Annotated in this window: 18 protein-coding genes; 12 read left to right on the top strand and 6 right to left on the bottom strand. The window is 66.0% G+C overall.

Annotated elements, in window-relative coordinates:
• Window positions 1-23 precede the first annotated feature (23 nt).
• The 4 genes from KUV74_RS07920 to pilM are packed head-to-tail and all read right to left on the bottom strand — an operon-like array spanning window position 24 to window position 2,819.
• A complete protein-coding gene (locus KUV74_RS07920; protein ID WP_222516050.1) occupies window positions 24-515 on the bottom strand; it encodes a pilus assembly protein PilP in 492 nt (163 codons plus the stop codon).
• A complete protein-coding gene (locus KUV74_RS07925) occupies window positions 512-1,201 on the bottom strand; it encodes a type 4a pilus biogenesis protein PilO (RefSeq protein ID WP_222516051.1) in 690 nt (229 codons plus the stop codon). The genes KUV74_RS07920 and KUV74_RS07925 overlap by 4 nt, the downstream gene beginning before the upstream one ends.
• Window positions 1,198-1,770, bottom strand: coding sequence for a PilN domain-containing protein (locus KUV74_RS07930; protein WP_108132309.1), 573 nt, complete (start codon window positions 1,768-1,770; stop codon window positions 1,198-1,200). Before KUV74_RS07930 ends, KUV74_RS07925 begins: the two co-directional genes overlap by 4 nt.
• Window positions 1,767-2,819, bottom strand: a complete 1,053-nt coding sequence (gene pilM, locus KUV74_RS07935) for a type IV pilus assembly protein PilM (RefSeq protein ID WP_108132308.1) — start codon at window positions 2,817-2,819, stop codon at window positions 1,767-1,769. The genes KUV74_RS07930 and pilM overlap by 4 nt, the downstream gene beginning before the upstream one ends.
• A 239-nt stretch (window positions 2,820-3,058) precedes the next feature.
• Between pilM and KUV74_RS07940 the strand changes: the two genes are divergently transcribed.
• Window positions 3,059-5,587, top strand: coding sequence for a penicillin-binding protein 1A (locus tag KUV74_RS07940; protein ID WP_124803448.1), 2,529 nt, complete (start codon window positions 3,059-3,061; stop codon window positions 5,585-5,587).
• A gap of 147 nt (window positions 5,588-5,734) precedes the next feature.
• Entirely contained in the window at window positions 5,735-6,439 is a 705-nt protein-coding gene (locus tag KUV74_RS07945; RefSeq protein ID WP_231498599.1) for a YdiY family protein, read from the top strand.
• A gap of 251 nt (window positions 6,440-6,690) precedes the next feature.
• Here the strand turns inward: KUV74_RS07945 and KUV74_RS07950 are convergent, their stop codons facing one another.
• Together KUV74_RS07950 and rpmE are read right to left on the bottom strand one after the other, a co-directional pair.
• On the bottom strand, window positions 6,691-7,962 hold the full coding sequence (locus KUV74_RS07950; protein ID WP_222516052.1) for a malic enzyme-like NAD(P)-binding protein: 1,272 nt from the start codon (window positions 7,960-7,962) through the stop codon (window positions 6,691-6,693).
• Window positions 7,963-8,464: 502 nt separating this feature from the next.
• On the bottom strand, window positions 8,465-8,677 hold the full coding sequence (gene rpmE, locus KUV74_RS07955; protein ID WP_045991147.1) for a 50S ribosomal protein L31: 213 nt from the start codon (window positions 8,675-8,677) through the stop codon (window positions 8,465-8,467).
• Window positions 8,678-8,846: 169 nt separating this feature from the next.
• Here rpmE and KUV74_RS07960 point away from each other — a divergent pair, with 169 nt between their 5' ends.
• The 10 genes from KUV74_RS07960 (at window position 8,847) to KUV74_RS08005 (ending at window position 19,758) form a co-directional block, all read left to right on the top strand.
• Entirely contained in the window at window positions 8,847-11,072 is a 2,226-nt protein-coding gene (locus tag KUV74_RS07960; protein WP_222516053.1) for a primosomal protein N', read from the top strand.
• 139 nt (window positions 11,073-11,211) lie between these two features.
• On the top strand, window positions 11,212-12,897 hold the full coding sequence (gene argS / locus KUV74_RS07965) for an arginine--tRNA ligase (protein WP_045991149.1): 1,686 nt from the start codon (window positions 11,212-11,214) through the stop codon (window positions 12,895-12,897).
• 3 nt (window positions 12,898-12,900) lie between these two features.
• Window positions 12,901-13,635, top strand: coding sequence for an SPOR domain-containing protein (locus KUV74_RS07970; protein WP_108132302.1), 735 nt, complete (start codon window positions 12,901-12,903; stop codon window positions 13,633-13,635).
• Between the two features lie 274 nt (window positions 13,636-13,909).
• The gene (gene hslV, locus KUV74_RS07975) at window positions 13,910-14,428 is read left to right on the top strand and encodes an ATP-dependent protease subunit HslV (RefSeq protein ID WP_045991151.1); all 519 of its coding nucleotides are present in this window, start codon (window positions 13,910-13,912) and stop codon (window positions 14,426-14,428) included.
• 2 nt (window positions 14,429-14,430) lie between these two features.
• Window positions 14,431-15,753, top strand: coding sequence for an ATP-dependent protease ATPase subunit HslU (hslU, locus tag KUV74_RS07980; RefSeq protein WP_222516054.1), 1,323 nt, complete (start codon window positions 14,431-14,433; stop codon window positions 15,751-15,753).
• A gap of 123 nt (window positions 15,754-15,876) precedes the next feature.
• Window positions 15,877-16,260 carry a gamma-butyrobetaine hydroxylase-like domain-containing protein gene (locus KUV74_RS07985; protein WP_045991153.1) on the top strand — a complete coding sequence of 128 codons (384 nt, stop codon included), beginning with the start codon at window positions 15,877-15,879 and terminating at the stop codon, window positions 16,258-16,260.
• A 128-nt stretch (window positions 16,261-16,388) separates the two neighbouring features.
• The gene (ubiE, locus tag KUV74_RS07990) at window positions 16,389-17,135 is read left to right on the top strand and encodes a bifunctional demethylmenaquinone methyltransferase/2-methoxy-6-polyprenyl-1,4-benzoquinol methylase UbiE (protein ID WP_222516055.1); all 747 of its coding nucleotides are present in this window, start codon (window positions 16,389-16,391) and stop codon (window positions 17,133-17,135) included.
• Window positions 17,136-17,142: 7 nt separating this feature from the next.
• Window positions 17,143-17,784, top strand: a complete 642-nt coding sequence (locus tag KUV74_RS07995; protein WP_045991278.1) for an SCP2 domain-containing protein — start codon at window positions 17,143-17,145, stop codon at window positions 17,782-17,784.
• Complete coding sequence (ubiB, locus tag KUV74_RS08000; protein ID WP_045991155.1) at window positions 17,781-19,403, top strand: ubiquinone biosynthesis regulatory protein kinase UbiB; 1,623 nt, start codon at window positions 17,781-17,783, stop codon at window positions 19,401-19,403. The genes KUV74_RS07995 and ubiB overlap by 4 nt, the downstream gene beginning before the upstream one ends.
• Window positions 19,404-19,425: 22 nt before the next feature.
• Window positions 19,426-19,758, top strand: a complete 333-nt coding sequence (locus tag KUV74_RS08005; protein WP_045991156.1) for a phosphoribosyl-ATP diphosphatase — start codon at window positions 19,426-19,428, stop codon at window positions 19,756-19,758.
• Window positions 19,759-19,801: the final 43 nt, after the last annotated feature.

Here is a 19,801-nt window from a genome sequence, read left to right on the forward strand (position 1 = left end):
TGAACCGATATCAGGTCGCCTGCTCACTCGCCTACCCTCATGACACGCTCCTTCCAGCGATAGTCCCTGCCTGCAACCGCCTCCAGCCTGACGGCCTCAGCGCTGATCGCCGCGACCCTGGCGGGCGGATTGGCCAGCATCTCCCCTTGCGCCACCCGATAGAGATGACCATCGGGCGCCTCGAACAGCGCCCAATGCCGCTGCCCTCGACCCAGCACTCCCACCAGTTCAAGTTCGTCCAGGGAAAAGGCAGCAAGACCGCTGCCTTGCCCAAACCGCAGACCGCCGAAGCCCTGGCCCTCGAAGCGAAAGGGGCTTCTCGCGTTGGCGTAGCGATACTGCAGCACCGGCAGGCTCACTACCTCGGGCAACGCTACCGGCCGCCGATCGAGCTCCGGCGCCAGCGCCTCGGCCAGACGCCGATCCAGGGCGTCGAGGTCCGCCTGCTGGCAACCCGTCAGGGCCACACCCAACAAGGCGCCCATCAGCACGCCCACCCGCCGGCGCCGCCTCATGAATCCTCCGCTACAACATCTGTCGAGCCCGACGTCGCTCCCTCGACGCGCGCTCCTTCGCCGATACTGTAGGTCTGCGCCAGCGCGTGCAGCTCAAGCCCTCCCTCGACCGGCGACAGGCTGAAATCGTGCAACGTCACCAGTCGGGGCAGGTTGGCCAGATCAGCCACGAAACCACCGATGGCGTGATAGTCGCCCCGCACCCGCAGATCAAAAGGCCGCTCGACATAAAGCTCCAGGGGGCGCGCCGGCCTCAGTTCGAGCTCCTCCAGCGATAGCCCGCGACGCTTGGCCACCTGGCCGATGCCTTCCAACAGCGATGGGATGGCGGCACCATCCGGCAACATGCGCCTCCGCTTGCTGACACGCTGATCGAGATCCACCAACAGCCGCTTGAGGCGATCAAGCTCCGCCAACTCGCGTGCGCGGCCTTCGAAGTCGGCGACCACCTCTCGCTCCTGACGCTGCAGCTCCACCAGACGCTGTGACAGGGGATGCAGATAGCCCACCACCATGGCCACCAGGGCGAGCACGAAAGCCAGGATCGCCACCAGGGTCCGCAGCGACATCGGCCAGCGCCCGGCCTCACTCAGCTCCAGCCGACGCCAGTCCAGCGCCTTGAGCCGGCGCCACTCATCGAGCCAGCGCTCACGCCAGCTGACGTCACCGCCCTGCTCTGAATTCATGGCAAGGCCTCCAGCGCCGGCAATGCCGCGAGGGTCATCTCCAGCGCAAAATGCTGATAGCCCTGCTCGGCCCCCACCCGCGACAACAGCGGTTCGGCAAAGACCTGCGCACGCTCGAGGGAGCGCAGCTGCTCGACCAGCCTGGCACTGTCGACGGCCTCGCCCTCGAGCATCAATCTGTCGCCGATGCGCTCGACACGCTGGTAGCGAACCCCCGGAGCCAGGGTGGCTGCCAGGGCGTTGACCACCGCAAGCGTCTGGCGCCGCTCGTCCTGCAGCCGCTCGAGCAACGCCTGTTCCTGATCCAGCAATGAGAGCTGGCGTTCGAGATCAACCATCTCGGCGGACTTTTCTTCCAGACGCTCGACGGCAGCGGCGACATGTCGCTGGCGGGCCTCCATCTGCCTCAACCCCCACTGCAGCCACAGCGTCGCCATCAACGCGAGCCCGACACCCGCCAACGCCGACAGCGCCACCGCCAGCCAGAAGCGTCGCGTGCGCCTGGCGCGAGCGGCCTCGCGCCAGTCAAGCAGATTGACCTGGACCTCGTTGATCGTCACATCTTTCATGGTCGTCCTCGCATGGCCAGGCCGCAGGCGGTCAGCAGGGCCGGCGCTTCGCCGCGCAGTGCCGCCGCGTCCAGCGATGGCTTGAGCGCCATCCCCTCCAGCGGGTCCACCTGGCTGACCGGCAGGCCGAGGGCCTGGCTCAGACGATCGGCAAGCCCCGCGACCAGGCTGCCACCTCCGGTCAACAGCAGTCGCTCGAGCGGACGCACATGGTCCGACACCTGATACAGCTGCAACGATCGCTGGATGTGCTCCACCAGGGTCTCGACGAAGGGCCCCAGCACCGTGTGCGAATAGTCGTCCGGCAAACCGCCCCGCTTCTTGCCAAAGCCGGCCTCATCCATGCCGATACCGTAGTGACGCTGGATCGCTTCGGTGAGCTGCATGCCGCCGAACAGGCTGTCATGGCTGTAGACGATGCGCCCGGCCACCACCACGTGCAGCGTGTTGAGGTAGGCGCCCACGTCCACCAGGGCCAGAGCGCCATCCCCCAGTCGGCGACGACGGCAAAGGCCAGCGATGGCCCGCTCGATGGCGAAGCTCTCGACATCCACCGCCGCAGGCATGAGCCCGCTGGCCTCCAGCGCCTGGGTCAACTGCTCGACGTCCTGGCGACGACAGGCCACCAGCAGCACCTCCTGCCACTGCGGATCGTCGGAGCAGCGTCCCAGGCGATAGAAGTCAAAGGCCACCTCACGGAACGGAAACGGTATGTGCTTGTCTGACTCCCATTCGATACGGGCCTCGATCTCTTCATCATCGAGCGCTGCCGGATAGCGCAGTACCCGGGTTATCGCCGCGCGGGATGGCACCGCCACGGCGGCCTCTCGACTCCCTGGAGAGGCCAGTTCGACCACCCGCGACAGCACCTCGATGACCTCGCCCATATCACGTATGCGGCGCTCCACCACGGCCCCTTGACGCAGCGGTCTGACCGCGTAGCCGGCCACGCGGTGGCCGGCGTCGTCCTCCACCAGCTCGATCAACTTGACCGAGGCAGAGGTGATATCGACACCGACCAGACCCTTGTCCTTCGAGGAAAACCACATGAGCCCATCACACTGCCACCATGGCACCGCGCCCGATGCACGACGCTGTGGCGCCAGCCTAGCCAAAACCGGGCCGGGCCTTACTGATCCATGACGGCACTTTGTGCAACAAGACGGGCAATTCGTCACAATGGTGGTGACAGGCCCTCCCAGTTCCTATAATGGCCGACGCAAAGGACTGCCTTACCCCATCTCTTCGCCCCGCCGTTTTTCGTTCTCAGCATGGACACCGCGATTTCATGAAGTATCTCAGAACGCTCATTTTCTCCGCCGTGTGGCTGGTGATATCGCTTGGCGCCGCCGCGGCCCTGGGCGTCGTCGGTGCCGCCCTCTACTTCGCTCCTGGGCTTCCCGATGTCCGTCAACTGCAGGACTTCGAGCTGCAGACACCACTGCGCATCTATACCCGCGACGGTCAGCTGATCGGCGAATTCGGCGAGGAACGCCGCATGCCGGTCGACTTCGAGGACATTCCAGAACCAATGCTCCAGGCACTGATGGCAGCAGAGGATTCGGCGTTCTTCGAACACCCCGGCGTCGACCCCAAGGGCCTGGCGCGGGCCGCAGTGGAACTGGTGTCCAGCGGTGGCGATATCCAGTCGGGCGGTTCGACCATCACCATGCAGGTGGCGCGCAACTATCTGCTGACGCTGGATCGTACCTTTACCCGCAAGCTGCGTGAGATCCTGTTGTCGCTGCAGATGGAACAGATCCTGAGCAAACAGGAAATCATGGAGCTCTATGTCAACAAGATCTTCCTGGGGCACCGTGCCTACGGCATCGCCGCCGCCGCCGAGGTCTACTATGACAAGCCGCTCGACGAGCTGACGCTGGCCCAGCACGCGATGATCGCAGGCCTGCCCAAGGCGCCTTCGGCCTTCAACCCCCTGGCCAACGCCGAGCGCGCGCTGATTCGCCGCAACTGGATCCTGTTTCGCATGCGCGAGCTGGGCTACATCGACCGGAGCGCCTATGACGAAGCGGTTCAGGCGCCGATCACCGCCAGTCGCCACGTGGCCAAGGCCGAGGTTCAGGCCGACTATGTCGCCGAGATGGCCCGTCAGTTCGCCACCGATCGCTTCGGTGACGAGGCCTATACCGGCAGCTATCGCATCACCACCACCATCGACAGCGAGCTCCAGCCCATGGCTCGCCAGGCGCTGGCCAATGGCCTGATCGCCTACGACACCCGCCATGGCTGGCGCGGGCCTGAGGACACCGAGATTCCTCAGAGTCTGGCCGAAGCCCAGGAAAAGACCGAGCGCACCGGCCTGGAGGAAGAGCTGTCCGAGTCTCCCGAGGTCATGGAAACCGCCCGTCGCGCGGCCGAGCGCAGTCAGACCAGCGTCGAGGGCGTCGATGGCGACGTCAGCAACTGGCTGCAGGTGCTGGAGCGCACCCCGACCTACGGCCCGCTGGAACCCGCCATCGTGGTGAAGAGCGAAGGCCGCGAGATGCAGGTGCTGGCCCATGAGGGCGAGCTGATCACCCTGTCCTGGGACGGGCTGGACTGGGCCGCGCCCTACAAGAGTGCCCGCTATCGTGGCGCCTCACCGTCCTCGGCCTCAGAGATCGCCAGCCGGGGTGACCTGGTGCGCATCCTCCAGCGCGAGGACGGCAGCTGGCGCCTGTCCCAGCAGCCCGGTGCCGAGGGCTCACTGGTGGTGATGGACCCGCAGACCGGCGCGATCCTCGCACTCCAGGCCGGCTTCGACTTCGACGCCAGCAAGTTCAACCGCGCGATTCAGGCCCGTCGCCAGGCCGGCTCCATCTTCAAGCCGTTCATCTACCTGGCGGGCCTGAACAGTGGCGAGGTGACCCCCGCCACCGTCATCAACGACGCCCCGGTGGTGCTCAACGACGGCAGCAACGAACTGTGGCGCCCGTCCAACTCCAGCGGTGACTTCCTCGGCCCGACCCGACTGCGGGTCGGCCTTGCCCGCTCGCGCAACCTGGTCACCATTCGCCTTCTGCAGAACATCGGGCTGAGTCGCACCATCGACTTCCTGGTGGACTTCGGCTTCTCCCGTGATCGTCTACCCAACGGCCTGTCGCTGGCACTGGGCAGCGCCAGCCTGACCCCGCTGGAGATGACCAACGCCTACGCGGTGCTGGCCAACGGCGGCTTCCGGGTATCGCCCTGGTTCATCGAGAAGATCACCCAGGGCGAGCAGCAGACCCTGGTGGAAGAGGCAAGCCCCCGCGTGGCCTGCCGCGAATGCAGCGAAGGCCAGACCACCACACAGATCGACGGCAAGACCTACGAGGTGGCGCCTAGGGTCGCCAACGAGCGTGCCGTCTACCTGCTGCGCGACATGCTGCGCGACGTGGTCGAGCGCGGCACCGCCCGCCGCGCCCTGGCACTCGAGCGCACCGACATCGTCGGCAAGACCGGCACCACCAACGACCAGCGTGATGCCTGGTTTGCCGGCTTCAACGGCGACTACGCTGCCACCGTGTGGGTGGGCAAGGACGACAACACCCCCACCGCCGAGTACGGCGCCCAGGCCGCCTTGCCGATCTGGGTCGACTTCATGGGCCAGGCGCTGGCCGGCAAGCCGGAGAACATCCCCGAACAGCCGCCCGGCATCATCACCGCCAGGGTCGACGCCAACAGCGGTCGCCTGCTGCGCGACGGCCAGGGTGGCGGCGTCGAGGAACTGTTCGACGAAGACCACATGCCCACCGTACAGCCCCGCCGTGTCGAAAGCGCCGTCGAGCGCCACAGCGGCTCCCAGGGTACCGGCGCCTACGAAGCCATCTTCTAAGGCCATTACCCCTCCTTCCCGTCGGGAAGGAGGGGTCCCTTGTCACTTCGCGCTACCCACCACGCCTTGAACCTTCCTAGAGACCACCTTATGGTGATTTCCCGTTTTTATTTGCCCGCGACGGCACTATGCATTTTCGGGCTTTTTGTGCCGATAAAAGCCGCGCTGGCGGACGCCTTCTACGCCCCGATCCCCGTCCATGACGACTCGCCGGACTTTCTCGGCCATGTCGAGTTCGGCTACACCCATCTGTCGGGCAACTCCAACAGCGAGACCTTTCTCGGCAAGGCTCAGCTCACCTGGCTGCAGGGGGCCTGGCTGTCACGCCTGCGCGGCGAGGCCCGCCACGCCAGCGAGGACAGCGAGACCAGCGCGGAGCAGTATCTGGTGTCCTTTCGCCAACGCCGGGAACTGGTCGGCCCGCACTATCTGTTCGGCTTCGGCCGCTGGGAGAAGGATCGCTTCAGCGGCTACGACCACCAGTTCACCGCCATCACCGGCTACGGCCGCCAGCTGATCGACGACGATCGCGCCCACCTGGCGCTGGAGGCAGGCCCCGGCTATCGTGCCGACATCCTGCCCGGCGAGAACGACCAGCGTCTGGCGGTGGCATACGGCGCCCTGGAGGCCGGCTATGCGCTGAGCGATAGCGCCACCCTCGAACAGGAACTGTCGCTGGAGACCACCCGCAAGAACTCGACGGTGCGCTCCTATACCGCCCTGGATACCCGCATCAACGCCCATATGTCGCTGCGCCTGTCCCACGAGATCAAGCACAATTCGGATCCCCCCGAGGACGCCGAGGCCAAGACCGACCGCATCACCTCGGCCTCGCTGCGCTACGAGTTCTAAAGCAGCGTCCATTCCCCGATGGCCTCGCTGCGATACGAGTTCTCAAGCAGCTCTCATCCCTTGGGATCCCCCCGAGGATGCCGAGGCCAAGACCGACCGCATCACCTCGGCCTCGCTACGCTACGAGTTCTAGCGACCAGGACCGATCGGATTACGGCCACCAGACGCGACAAGGCCCTCCACTGGAGGGCCTTGTCGTTACTGTCGAGACGCCTGGATCCTATCGGCATCTGGATCTAGCGGCGCCTGGCTCAGCCGCCGTAGACGTCGTCGATGGTCTTGAGCGGATAGTGCGACGGGTAGGGCTTTCTGGCCACGCCGGAGTCCACCGCCGCCTGGGCCACCGCCGAGGTCACCCGCTCCAGCAGACGCACGTCCACCGGGGTCGGAATGATGTACTCACGGCCGAAGCTCATGGCGTCCTTCTCGTAGGCTTCCAGCACCGCCTGGGGCACCGGCTCCCGCGCCAGGTCCTTGAGCGCATGGACGGCGGCGACCTTCATCTCTTCGTTGATGCGGGTGGCGCGCACGTCCAGGGCACCGCGGAAGATAAAGGGAAAACCGAGCACGTTGTTGACCTGGTTCGGATAGTCCGAACGTCCGGTGGCCATGATCACGTCCGGGCGGGTCTCCCGCGCCAGGTCGGGATGGATCTCCGGATCCGGATTGGTGCAGGCGAAGACGATCGGGTCCTTGGCCATCTTGCCAATATGATCGGCGGTCATCAGGCCAGGGCCGGACAGACCGATGAACACATCGGCACCATCGATGGCGTCATCCAGGGTGCGCTTGTCGGTGTCCACCGCAAACATCGCCTTGTACTGGTTGAGGTCCTCACGACCTGTATGGATAACGCCCTTGCGATCGAGCATCACCAGGTTCTCGGGGCGAGCACCACAGGCCACCAGCAGCTTCATGCAGGCGATCGCCGCGGCGCCGGCGCCCATGCACACGATACGCGCCTGATCGAGGGACTTGCCGGCAATTTCCAGCGCATTGAGCATACCCGCCGCCGTGACGATGGCGGTGCCATGCTGATCATCGTGAAACACCGGGATCTTGCAGCGCTCGACCAGCGCCTGCTCGATCTCGAAACACTCCGGTGCCTTGATGTCCTCGAGGTTGATGCCGCCCCAGCTGTCGGCGATCCGCGCCACGGTATCGATGAATGCCTGGGGACTCTCGGCGTCGACCTCGATATCCACAGAGTTGATGCCGGCGAAGCACTTGAACAGCACACCCTTGCCTTCCATCACCGGCTTGCTCGCCAGCGGCCCCAGGTTACCGAGGCCAAGGATGGCGGTGCCGTCGGAGATCACCGCCACGGTGTTGCCCTTGCCGGTATAGCGATAGGCGTTTTCCGGGTCCCGCGCGATCTCTCGCACCGGCTCCGCCACGCCGGGACTGTAGGCCAGCGCCAGGTCCTTGGCCGTGGCGGTCGGCTTGGTCAGTTCGACCGACAGCTTTCCGGGAATGGGGAGGGCGTGATAGTCCAGCGCAGCCTGCTTCTTTGCGTCCGTCATGCTTGGTGTCCGGATGTCCTTGTGGAACGGTGGCAACACAATATAGAAAAATATTCCATTTCTCAACATGATTGAGAAAAGCGTCAGTTATACGCCCGTTTCAGGATTTTCGCTGACAATGTCGACAACTTTTGCTGCATTGCACCAACCCTTGTCATGAAGAAAGATGCAAGGAAGGTGAGCGCAGAGATGGACCAAGGGTGACGCTGGAAGCTCACCGCTCGGGCAAGCGTGAGTTCGCCCATTGACAACGATGAGGCCCGACCATCGCCTCCCTTTGCTGCTTGAAGCCTAGTCGCCCGCCGCGCGTTGCGCATTGATGCAACGCAATAACGGGAACGCTCACGCGGTCGCGGGCCCTGCCCTTTGCCCCCTGTCCTTTCCCCACGTTCCTCTGCGCAACCCCAGACGCAACGAACCCGCCATGAAGGCGGGTTCGAAGGGGACATTGCCCGAGCATCGTCGACCAGCGTTTCTCGCTGGCGCGTTCAGCTCCGTACGATCAACGCTTGAGCGCGGCACCGAAACGCTTGTTGAAGCGCTCGACGCGACCACCGGTGGTGGCCTGCTTCTGCTTGCCGGTGTAGAACGGGTGGCACTGAGAGCAGACGTCCAGGCTCAGGTCGTGGCCAGCGGTGGAACCGACCTCGAAGGTGGCGCCGCAGGAACAGGTCGCATTGACCGTCTTGTAATCCGGGTGGATACCTTGTTTCATCGTGAACCTCACTTTTCGGTATGCCGCCACCTGATCCATTGCCAGGCACCGCATACGGGTAATGGCACGGGCACTCGTTGGTGCGTCGTCAAGCCCCTGTGCCGGCCGGTGATCCGCTCCCATCAAGGAAGCGGCGGAGTATTCTAGCAGACTTCATTGTGGAGGCCAATTGGCTGACTCTCCTGCCCCGCGCGTGCTGCGGATCGCCATTCCATCCCCCCTTCGCCGCCTGTTCGACTACCTCCCCCAGGGGGTGCCCCCGCAAGGGGGCTGGTCGCCGGGACTGCGCGTGCGCGTCGAGTTCGGCCGCCGCCAGGTGGTGGGCGTCATCGTCGACTGTCGTGACGACAGCGACCTGCCGCTGGCCAAGCTGAAGCCGCTCCAGGCCTGTCTGGACAAGGCGCCGCTGCCAGGCGATTGGCTGTGGTTATGTCGATTCACCTCGCGCTACTACCAGCACGCCCTCGGCGACACCCTGGCCCATGCCATGCCGGTGTTGCTGCGTCAGGGACGCCCGCTGGAGGCGCGGGTACGCGAACGCTGGCAGGTCGCTTTGAACGGCGATCCTGCCCGCCTGGGCCGAGCTCCGCGCCAGGCCGAACTGCTGGAGATGCTGCGCCAGCATCCCCAGGGCCTCACCACCCAGGTGATCCAGGCGCAATCCTTCACCCGCGACCAGCTCAAGGCGCTGGAAGCCAAGGGGCTGGTGAGCTGCCACGAGGAAACCCTCACCGGCCCCACCCCCGACGACAGCCAGGGCCTGCTGGCGAGCCCGGCGCTGGCCCTGAACGACGAGCAGGCCAAGGCGCTGAACCAGCTCCACCAGGGGCTCGATCGCTTTCACCCTTGCCTGCTGCACGGGGTGACCGGCAGCGGCAAGACCGAGGTCTACCTGCAGTTGATCGAGGCGGTGGTGGCCAAGAAGCGCCAGGCGCTGGTGCTGATTCCCGAAATCGGCCTGACTCCGCAGACCCTGGGGCGCTTTCGCCAGCGCTTCCGGGTCCCGGTGGTGGCACTGCACTCGGGGCTGACCGACCACGAGCGCCTGGACGCCTGGGAGGCGGCGGCCAGCGGGAGGGCGCCGATTGTCATCGGCACCCGCTCGGCCATCTTCACCCCGCTGGCTCGCCCAGGCCTGATCATCGTCGACGAAGAGCACGATGGTTCGTTCAAGCAGCAGGACGGGCTACGCTACCACGCCCGCGACCTGGCGGTGGTGCGCGCCAAGCGCCATGGCATTCCGCTGCTGCTGGGGAGCGCCACGCCGTCGCTGGAGAGCCTGCACCGCGCGCGCACCGGTGACTACGCTCACCTGCGGCTGACCCGGCGGGCCACTCGCCACGCTCCCGCTCGACTGGAGCTGGTCGACCTCAAGGGGCGCCCTCGACGCGGCGGTCTGATTCCGCCGGTCATCGACGCCATCAAGGCAACGCTGGATGCCGGCCACCAGGTGCTGGTGTTCATCAATCGCCGCGGTTTCGCCCCCACCCTGGCTTGTCACGCCTGCGGCTGGATGGCCGAGTGCGACCACTGTGACGCACGCATGACCTGGCACCGCCAGCCGCCGATGCTGGCCTGCCACCACTGCGATCGCCGCCGGGTCATTCCCGACGCCTGCCCGGACTGCGGCAGCGCCGACCTGCGTCCGCTGGGTAGCGGCACCGAGCGTACGGAGGAGAGCCTGGCCGAAACCTTTGCCGAGACCCCGGTCCACCGCATCGACCGCGACAGCACCCGGGCCAAGGACGCGCTCGAGAAGATGCTCACCGAGGTCCGGCGTGGCGAACCAGCGATCCTGGTCGGGACCCAGATGCTGGCCAAGGGCCACCATCTGCCCCACGTCACCCTGGTCGTGGTGGTCAACGCCGACGCTGGCCTCTACGCCAGCGACTTTCGCGCGCTGGAGCACTCGGCCCAGTTGCTTGAGCAGGTGGCCGGGCGCGCCGGCCGCGCCGCCCACCCTGGCCGAGTGCTGGTGCAGACCATGCACCCGGACGACCCCAGCCTTCGTCTATTGGCCGAGCGCGGCTACGACGCCCTGGCCGAGTCGCTGCTGGAAGAACGCCGCATCGCCGCCCTGCCGCCACTGCGCTTCATGGCCCTGGTCCGCCTGGAAGGCCCCCGGGAAGACGCCCTGACGGCACTCGCCCGGGAGATCGCCGGCGAATTGCGCGAGCAGGTACGTAGCCTGGCTCTGGATCTCGACTGCCTCGGCCCGGTACCTGCCCCCATGGAGCGCCGTCAGAACCGCTACCACCTGCAGATCGCGCTGATGGCGGAGCGACGCAGTCAGCTGCACCCCGCGCTCGAATGGCTAGCCCACCGTCTGGAAGCCTGGCCCGAGGCGCGGCGTATCCGCTGGTCCATTGACGTCGATCCGCAGACCCTGAGCTGAGGTCCGATACGCTGAGCTTTGCCGCCCCGGCCTTTAAAGGCCAGGCGCAATCATCGATAATACGCGGTCTGCCCGCCGACAGGTGCTCCCGCCAGGATTCGCCACGCTCGGCCACCGTGCCACAGGACATAGACGCCTCATGAAAGACACCATCGTTGCGCTGCTGGATGCCGCTCTTGCCGAGCTCAAGCAGCAGGAAGTCGTTCCCCAGGAGCTTTCCCCGGCCTACAAGGTCGACCCGACCAAGGACAAGGCCCACGGCGACTACGCCACCAACCTCGCCCTGATGCTGGCCAAGCCGGCCAAGGCCGCACCGCGCCAGGTGGCGGAAAAACTGGTAGCGGCCCTGCCCGAAAGCGCCGCCGTGTCCAAGGTCGAGATCGCCGGCCCCGGCTTTATCAACTTCTTCGCCGCCACCGACGCCGCGGCCCAGGTGGTGCGCCAGGTGCTGGACGCCGGCGACGCCTTCGGCCGCAGCCTGGCCGGCGCTGGCGAAAAGGTGCAGGTGGAGTTCGTTTCCGCCAACCCCACCGGCCCCCTTCATGTCGGCCACGGCCGAGGCGCCGCGGTGGGCGACTGCCTGTGTCGCCTGCTCGAGGCCACCGGCTACGACGTCACCCGCGAGTTCTACTACAACGACGCCGGCGCCCAGATCACCAATCTGGCGCTGTCGGTGCAGGCCCGCGCCAAGGGGCTGGGCCCGGACAGCGACGGCTGGCCGGAGGACGGCTACCGCGGCGGCTACATCGAGGACGTAGCCAAGGCCTACCTGGCCGGCGAGACCATCCACGCCGACGACCGCCACGTCACCGCCAAGGGTGACCCGGAGGATCTCGACGCCATCCGCGAGTTCGCCGTGGCCTACCTGCGTCGCGAACAGGACCTGGACCTGCGCGCCTTCGGCGTCGGCTTCGATGTCTACTTCCTCGAGTCCTCGCTGTACCAGCAGGGCAAGGTCGAGGAGACCGCCCGTCGCCTGACCGACAACGGCCACACCTACGAGCAGGACGGCGCCCTGTGGCTGCGCACCACCGACTTCGGCGACGACAAGGATCGGGTGATGCGCAAGAGCGAAGGCGGCTACACCTACTTCCTGCCCGACGTGGCCTACCACCTGGACAAGTGGCAGCGCGGCTTCACCAGCGTGATCAACGAGCAGGGTGCCGACCACCACTCCACCGTGACCCGGGTACGCGCCGGTCTCCAGGCGCTGGATGTCGGTATCCCCCAGGGCTGGCCGGACTATGTGCTGCACCAGATGGTGCTGGTCACCCGTTCCGGGGTCGAGGTCAAGCTGTCCAAGCGGGCCGGCAGCTACGTCACCCTGCGCGACCTGATCGACGAGGTCGGCCGCGACGCCACCCGTTTCTTCCTCGCCGCCCGTCGCGCCGACTCCCAGCTGACCTTCGACATCGATCTGGCGCGCTCGCAGTCCAATGACAACCCGGTGTACTACGTCCAGTACGCCCACGCCCGGGTGTGCAGCGTGCTGCGCAAGGCCGAGAGCGAAGGCCTGGCCTTCGACCACGCCACCGCCATGGCCAACCTGGGCCTGCTCGAGGCAGACCAGGAAAAGGCCCTGCTCAATCGCCTGGCGCGCTATCCCGAGGTGGTCGAGCACGCCGCCAAGGCCCGCGAGCCGCAGCAGATCGCCCAATATTTGCAGGATCTGGCAGCCGACTTCCATAGCTGCTACAACGCCTGCAAAGTCATGGTCGACGACGACGCCCTGCGCAATGCGCGCCTGGCGCTGGGCCTGGCCGCGCGTCAGGTGCTGCGTAATGGACTCGACCTGATGGGCGTCGGTGCACCGGAGGAGATGTAAGCCATGGCCACTCGCAAGGCGCCCCCGCGCAAGCGCGGAGCAACCACCAGCCAGAAGCGCAGGCAAGCACCCAAGCAGGCCCGCGGAGGTATCCCCGGCTGGCTGTGGGCCGCCGTCGGCGTGGTCGCAGGCTTCCTGCTGGCCCACCACCAGAACGGTACCGCCCCCTGGCAGGATCCCCGTTCACCGGTGGCGGCGGTACTGCCCAAGCCCTCCAGCGGCGAGCAGCAGGGCAGCAATGCGAGTGGCAGTGCACAAGGCGGACAGGCCAGCGAAAGCGAGCCGCCGATGCCGACGTTCGAGTTCTATACCCTGCTGCCGGAGTCCGAAGTCATCGCCTCCGATGAGGAGATGCCGGCGTCCACCGCCAAGCGCCCCGAGGCGGCCCAGCCGAGCGAGGACGAGATCTCCGCGGACGACCCCATCGCCGCGGTGATCGCCGCCAACTCCCGCGAAGAGGAAGCGTCGTCCACGCCATCCGAGACACCGCGCAGCGCCGAGCGTCGCTACATGCTGCAGGCGGCCTCCTTCCGCGAGGTCAACGATGCCCGACAGCTCGCCGGGCGACTCAAGGACTTCGGCCTGCTGGCCAAGATCAGCGAGGTCGAAGCCACCGGCGGCGCCACCTGGCATCGCGTGCAGGTCGGCCCCTACAGCGATCGCAATGAACTGTCGCGGGCCCAGGATCTAATGAGCACTCAAGGCATCGAGCCGCTGCTGATCCAGCTGCAGAACTGACGTCGGCACACCTCCTCCTTCTGAAGCTACGCCCACCAGGCCCAGAACGTCACGTCTGGGCCTGGTGGGTGCTGGCCACCGCTCAAGCACCCATCGTGGCGGTATCTCTCTTCCTTCTGCTGCTCAGTCTTCTCGTCGAAGCGAGCCGTATTCCCGAGTCGCCCGCGCTTGAAATCCTTGCGACCCGCCCGCACCTACCAGCCTATCGCTTATGCAGAGGGCTCTGCCCCTCGACAGTCACCGGAGGCCTCGGCTTCCCCAAGGAGAATTCTCCATGACCACGATCGTTTCCGTTCGCCGCGGCGACCAGGTGGCATTGGCCGGCGATGGCCAGGTGTCACTGGGCAACACGGTGATGAAGGGCAACGCCAGCAAGGTGCGTCGCCTCTATCACGGCCAGGTGCTGGCCGGTTTTGCCGGCGGCACCGCCGACGCCTTCACCCTGTTCGAACGCTTCGAGGCCCAGCTGGAGAAGTACCAGGGCAACCTGGTCAAGGCCGCGGTGGAGCTGGCCAAGGACTGGCGCACCGATCGCGCCCTGCGCCGCCTCGAGGCGCTGCTGGCGGTGGCCGACAAGAAGGCCTCGCTGATCATCACCGGCAACGGTGACGTGGTGGAACCCGAGCGTGGCATCATCGCCATCGGCTCCGGCGGCAACTACGCCCTGTCCGCCGCCCGCGCGCTGCTCGAGAACACGGAACTGTCGCCCCGCGAGATCACCGAGAAGTCGCTGGAGATCGCCGGTGACATCTGCGTGTTCACCAACCATCACGTGACCCTGGAAGAGCTTTGATCATGACCCAGATGACGCCCCGCGAAATCGTCCACGCGTTGGATCAGTACATCGTCGGTCAGCAGGATGCCAAGCGCTCCGTGGCCATCGCCCTGCGTAACCGCTGGCGCCGCATGCAGCTCGACGGCGAGCTGCGCCAGGAGGTCACCCCCAAGAACATTCTGATGATCGGCCCCACCGGCGTCGGCAAGACCGAAATCGCCCGGCGCCTGGCCAAGCTGGCCAAGGCTCCCTTCATCAAGGTCGAGGCGACCAAGTTCACCGAGGTGGGCTACGTCGGCCGTGACGTCGAGTCGATCATCCGTGACCTGACCGAGGCAGCGATCAAGCTGGTACGCGAGCAGGCCAAGGAAGAGGTCGGCCACCGCGCCGAGGACGCCGCCGAGGATCGCATCCTCGACGCCCTGCTGCCGCCGCCCCGTGGCCAGGAAAACGAGCCGCGCGAGGACTCCTCGACGCGCCAGATGTTCAGGAAGAAGCTGCGTGAAGGCCAGCTCGACGACAAGGAGATCGAGATCCAGGTGTCGCCCCAGGCACCCAACCTCGAGTTCCAGACACCGCCGGGCATGGAAGAGATGACCAGCCAGCTACAGAACCTGTTCTCCGGCATGGGCAAGGGCAAGACCGAGACCCGCAAGGTCACGGTCAAGGAGGCCTTCACCATCCTGCGCGACGAAGAGGCCGGCAAGCTGGTCAACGAGGACGACATCAAGTCCCGCGCGGTGGAGGCGGTGGAGCAGAACGGCATCGTCTTCCTCGACGAGATCGACAAGGTCGCCAAGGGCAGCGGTCAGTCCAGCGGCGGTGAGGTCTCCCGCGAGGGCGTCCAGCGCGACCTGCTGCCGCTGATCGAAGGCTCCACGGTGTCGACCAAGTACGGCATGGTGAAGACCGACCACATCCTGTTCATCGCCTCCGGCGCCTTCCACCTGTCGCGTCCCTCGGATCTGATCCCCGAGCTGCAGGGCCGTCTGCCGATCCGTGTCGAGCTGTCGGCGCTGACGCCGGACGACTTCAAGCGCATCCTGACCGAGCCGTCCGCCGCCCTGACCCGTCAGTACGAGGCGCTGCTGGCCACCGACGGCCTCGAAGTGCGCTTCACCGATGACGGCATCGAGCGCATCGCCGAGATCGCCTTCAACGTCAATGAAGGCACCGAGAACATCGGCGCCCGTCGCCTGCACACGGTAATGGAGCGGCTGCTCGAGGAGGCCTCGTTCAAGGGCTCGGATCTCGGCAACCCGCTGATCATCGACCGTGCCTACGTCGATTCTCAGCTCGGCGAACTGGCCATGGACGAGGATCTGAGCCGGTATATCCTGTAACCACCGGCCAAGCACCCTCGATGACCGGGCCGCCGCGCACTGCGCCGCGGCCCGGTCGTGCTTTCGATGCCGCAAATGCTGAAGTCAGGGCACGCCCACCGTGCTGAAACAGAGAGGATCGCCATGAGCGCCCCCACTCCGACCCTGGTGCACTACCACAGAAAGGCCCGCGAGCTCGAGATCGGCTACGCCGACGGCTCCCGCCACCGCCTGTCGGTGGAGTACCTGCGGGTGTTTTCTCCCTCCGCCGAGGTCCGTGGCCACGGCGGCGACACCGCCACCCTTCAGGTGGGCAAGAAGGACGTGGGCCTTGCCGACATCACCCAGGCGGGCCGCTACGCCCTCAAGCTGCACTTCGACGATGGCCACGACAGCGGCCTTTACAGCTGGGACTATCTGGACTGGCTGATCCGCGAGCGCGAGGCCAACTGGACCGACTATCTCAAGCGTCTGGACGAGGCCGGCGCCAGTCGCGAGCCGCTGGGTATCGAGATCCGTCAGCTGTAGCGATCGACACCGGTGTGGCGACAAGCCGGGTGACGGTCAAAGACAAGCCACCTCGGCAAGGCTACAATGGCCGCTGCCAAAGAGCCCCCATCGGCTCTTCTCGCAATCGCTCACGACTCGGGAGTCCCATGGATAAGCGCACCACCCACTTCGGTTTTCAGGACGTGCCGGTCGAGGAAAAGGCCTCACGTGTCGCCGATGTCTTCCACAGCGTGGCGGCTCGCTACGACGTGATGAACGACCTGATGTCCTTCGGTATCCATCGGCTGTGGAAGCGCCTGACCATCGAACGTTCCGGCGTCCGGCCTGGTCATAGCGTACTCGACATCGCCGGCGGTACCGGCGACCTGGCGCTGAAGTTCTCGCGCATGGTGGGACCGCGCGGCAAGGTGGTGCTGGCCGACATCAACGCCTCCATGCTTGGGGTGGGACGCGACAAGCTGATCGACCGTGGTGTCGGTGGCAACGTCGAGTACGTCCAGGCCAATGCCGAATGCCTGCCATTTCCCGACAATACCTTCGACTGCATCACCATCGCCTTCGGTCTGCGCAACGTCACCGACAAGGACGCCGCCCTGGCCTCCATGGCGCGCATCCTCAAGCCCGGCGGCCGCCTGCTGGTGCTGGAATTCTCCAAGCCCGACAATCCGCTGTTGACCCGCGCCTACGACGAGTACTCCTTCCGTCTGCTGCCGAAGATGGGCGAAATGGTGGCCGGCGACGCCGACAGCTATCGCTATCTGGCCGAGTCGATCCGCATGCACCCGGATCAGGAAACGCTCAAGGGCATGATGGAAACCGCCGGACTCGAGCGCGTCGAATACACCAATCTCACCGGCGGCATCGTCGCGCTGCATCGCGGCATCAAGCTTTGAGGACATGATGGCCTTGACCCCGACCCTGCTGCTGGCCGGCATCGAGAAGACCGTCAACGCCCTGCTCGCACGCGACCCTGCCTCGCCTTCTCGGCTGCGCTCGCTGGCGGGCCAGCGGGTGCTGATGTGCCTGGAGTCCCCGCGTGTCCAGCTGGCGCTGTGCTATCACCCCCAGGGGGTTGACCTGCTGCTGGTGGACGAGGTCGATGAAGGCGCCTGGGACGCCATCGTCGAGCTGGACAGCGACACCCTGGGCCGGCTGGCCGGCGGCGCCGACATGGAACGGCTGATGTTCGAGGGCCGTCTGGCGGTGCGCGGCAAGATCCACCTGCTCGAGGCGACCCGCGACCTGCTGCTGGATCTCGACCTGGACTGGGAGGCTGAGCTTGCCCGCTATCTCGGCGACCTGCCGGCTCACCAGCTCGCCGAAGGCCTGCGCGGCCTGTCCCGCTGGGGCCTGCGCACCCACCGTGAGCTGTGCGCCGACGTCTCCGAGTACGTCTTCGAGGAAGCCCGCTGGCTGCCCGGCCGCCATCAGCTCGAGGCCATGCGCGAGGCGCTGACCGAACTGGAGCTGGCCACCGACCGTACCGAGGCACGTCTCAAGCGCCTGACCCGTCGCCTGGCCCGGGAGAACGACGTCTCATGATCCTCCGCCCGCTGCGCATCATCTGGGTCGTCACCCGCTACCGTCTCGACACCCTGCTGCCGCTGGAAAAGCTGCCCTGGTGGCTGCGCCTGATATTCACCTGGTCGCCGCTCAAGCTGATTCCCGTCGGCGAGCGCTCCCGCGGCGAACGCCTGCGTCTGGCGCTGGAGTCACTGGGGCCGATCTTCGTCAAGTTCGGCCAGATGCTGTCGACCCGTCGCGACCTGTTCCCCGACGATATCGCCAATGAACTCAAGCGGCTGCAGGATCAGGTACCGCCCTTCCCCGGCGAGCAGGCCGAGGCACTGATCGAGGAGTCCTTGGGCGAGCCGCTCGAGGTACTGTTCGCCGAATTTTCCCGTGAGCCGCTGGCCTCGGCCTCGATCGCCCAGGTCCACACCGCCAGGCTGCCCGACGGCCAGGACGTGGTGGTCAAGGTGATTCGCCCAGGCATCGAGCGGGTCATGCGCCAGGACATGGCGCTGATGTACCTGGTGGCGCGAGCGCTGAACAAGGTGCCGGAAGCGCGCCGGCTGCACCCGGTGGAAGTGGTCCGCGACTACGAGACCACCCTGTTCGACGAGCTCGACCTGACCAAGGAAGCGGCCAACACCTCCCAGCTCAAGCGCAACTTCGACAAGTCGCCACTGTTGTATGTGCCGTCGATCCACTGGCCGCTGACCCGCCACAAGGTGATGGTCCAGGAACGCATCCACGGCGTGCCGGTGGCCGACATCGAGGCACTCAAGGCCCAGGGCACCGACCTGAAGCGCCTGGCCGAGCGCGGCGTGGAGATCTTCTTCACCCAGGTGTTCCGCGACAACTTCTTCCACGCCGACATGCACCCGGGCAACATCTTCGTCTCCCGCCAGGCGCCGTCCGACCCCCAGTACATCGCCATCGACTGCGGCATCGTCGGCAGCCTTACCCGGGAAGACCAGGACTACCTGGCGCGCAACCTGCTGGCCTTCTTCCACCAGGACTACTACGAGGTCGCGGCGCTGCACATCGAGTCCGGCTGGGTGGCCGAAGATACCCGCGCCAACGAGTTCGCGGCGGCGGTACGCACGGTGTGCGAGCCGATCCTCGAGAAACCGCTCAAGGACATCTCGTTCGGCCAGGTGCTGCTGGGCCTGTTCCAGACCGCGAGGCGTTTCAATATGGAGGTCCAGCCCCAGCTGGTGTTGCTGCAGAAGACCCTGCTCAATATCGAGGGGCTGGGCCGTCAGCTCTACCCGGACCTGGACCTGTGGGCCACCGCCAAGCCCTACCTGGAGCGCTGGATGAAGGAGCGCGCCGGCGCCCAGGGCCTGTGGGAGTCGTTCAAGCGGCAGGCGCCGGAGCTGACCCGACAGCTACCGGAATTGCCGGTGCTGGCCCACCAGGCGCTGTCCCAAACCGAGAAGCGATCGCGCCAGATCACCCAGCAGGGCGAGGTCATGACCCACATTCTCGGCCAGCTGACCCGCCAGGCCAGGCGCATACGCCGGACCCGACTGGGGCTCGCCCTGGCCGCGGTGGCGCTGGCCTGGCAACCGCTGTCCGGCTGGTTGACCGATCAGCCCTGGCCGGTTCTGGTCGCTGCGGGCATCGGCACACTGCTGGTGATCTGGAACTGATCTTTTAATGGAATCTTCACCGATGAGCGATATTCTGAACCAGCTCGACGCCGCCCTCAGCGAACGTCGGCACGCCGATCCTGACACTTCCTACGTTGCCTCCTTGCATCACAAGGGGCTGAACAAGATACTCGAGAAGGTGGGCGAAGAGGCGGTGGAGACCGTGCTTGCCGCCAAGGATGTTGACGCGGATCCAGCCAGTCGCGAGGCGTTGATCGCCGAAACGGCAGACCTGTGGTTTCATAGTCTGGTGATGCTCTCGCACCTGGGACTCGACCATCGGCAGGTGCTGGATGAACTCGCCCGACGCTTCGGCGTATCGGGGCACGAGGAGAAGGCCTCGCGCCGCTCCTGAGCCTCGGCGGGAACCAACGATTCACGGCGCCTGGCGCCGCATA

Source organism: Halomonas sp. DP1Y21-3, assembly GCF_019801245.1.
GTDB lineage: Bacteria > Pseudomonadota > Gammaproteobacteria > Pseudomonadales > Halomonadaceae > Halomonas > Halomonas litopenaei.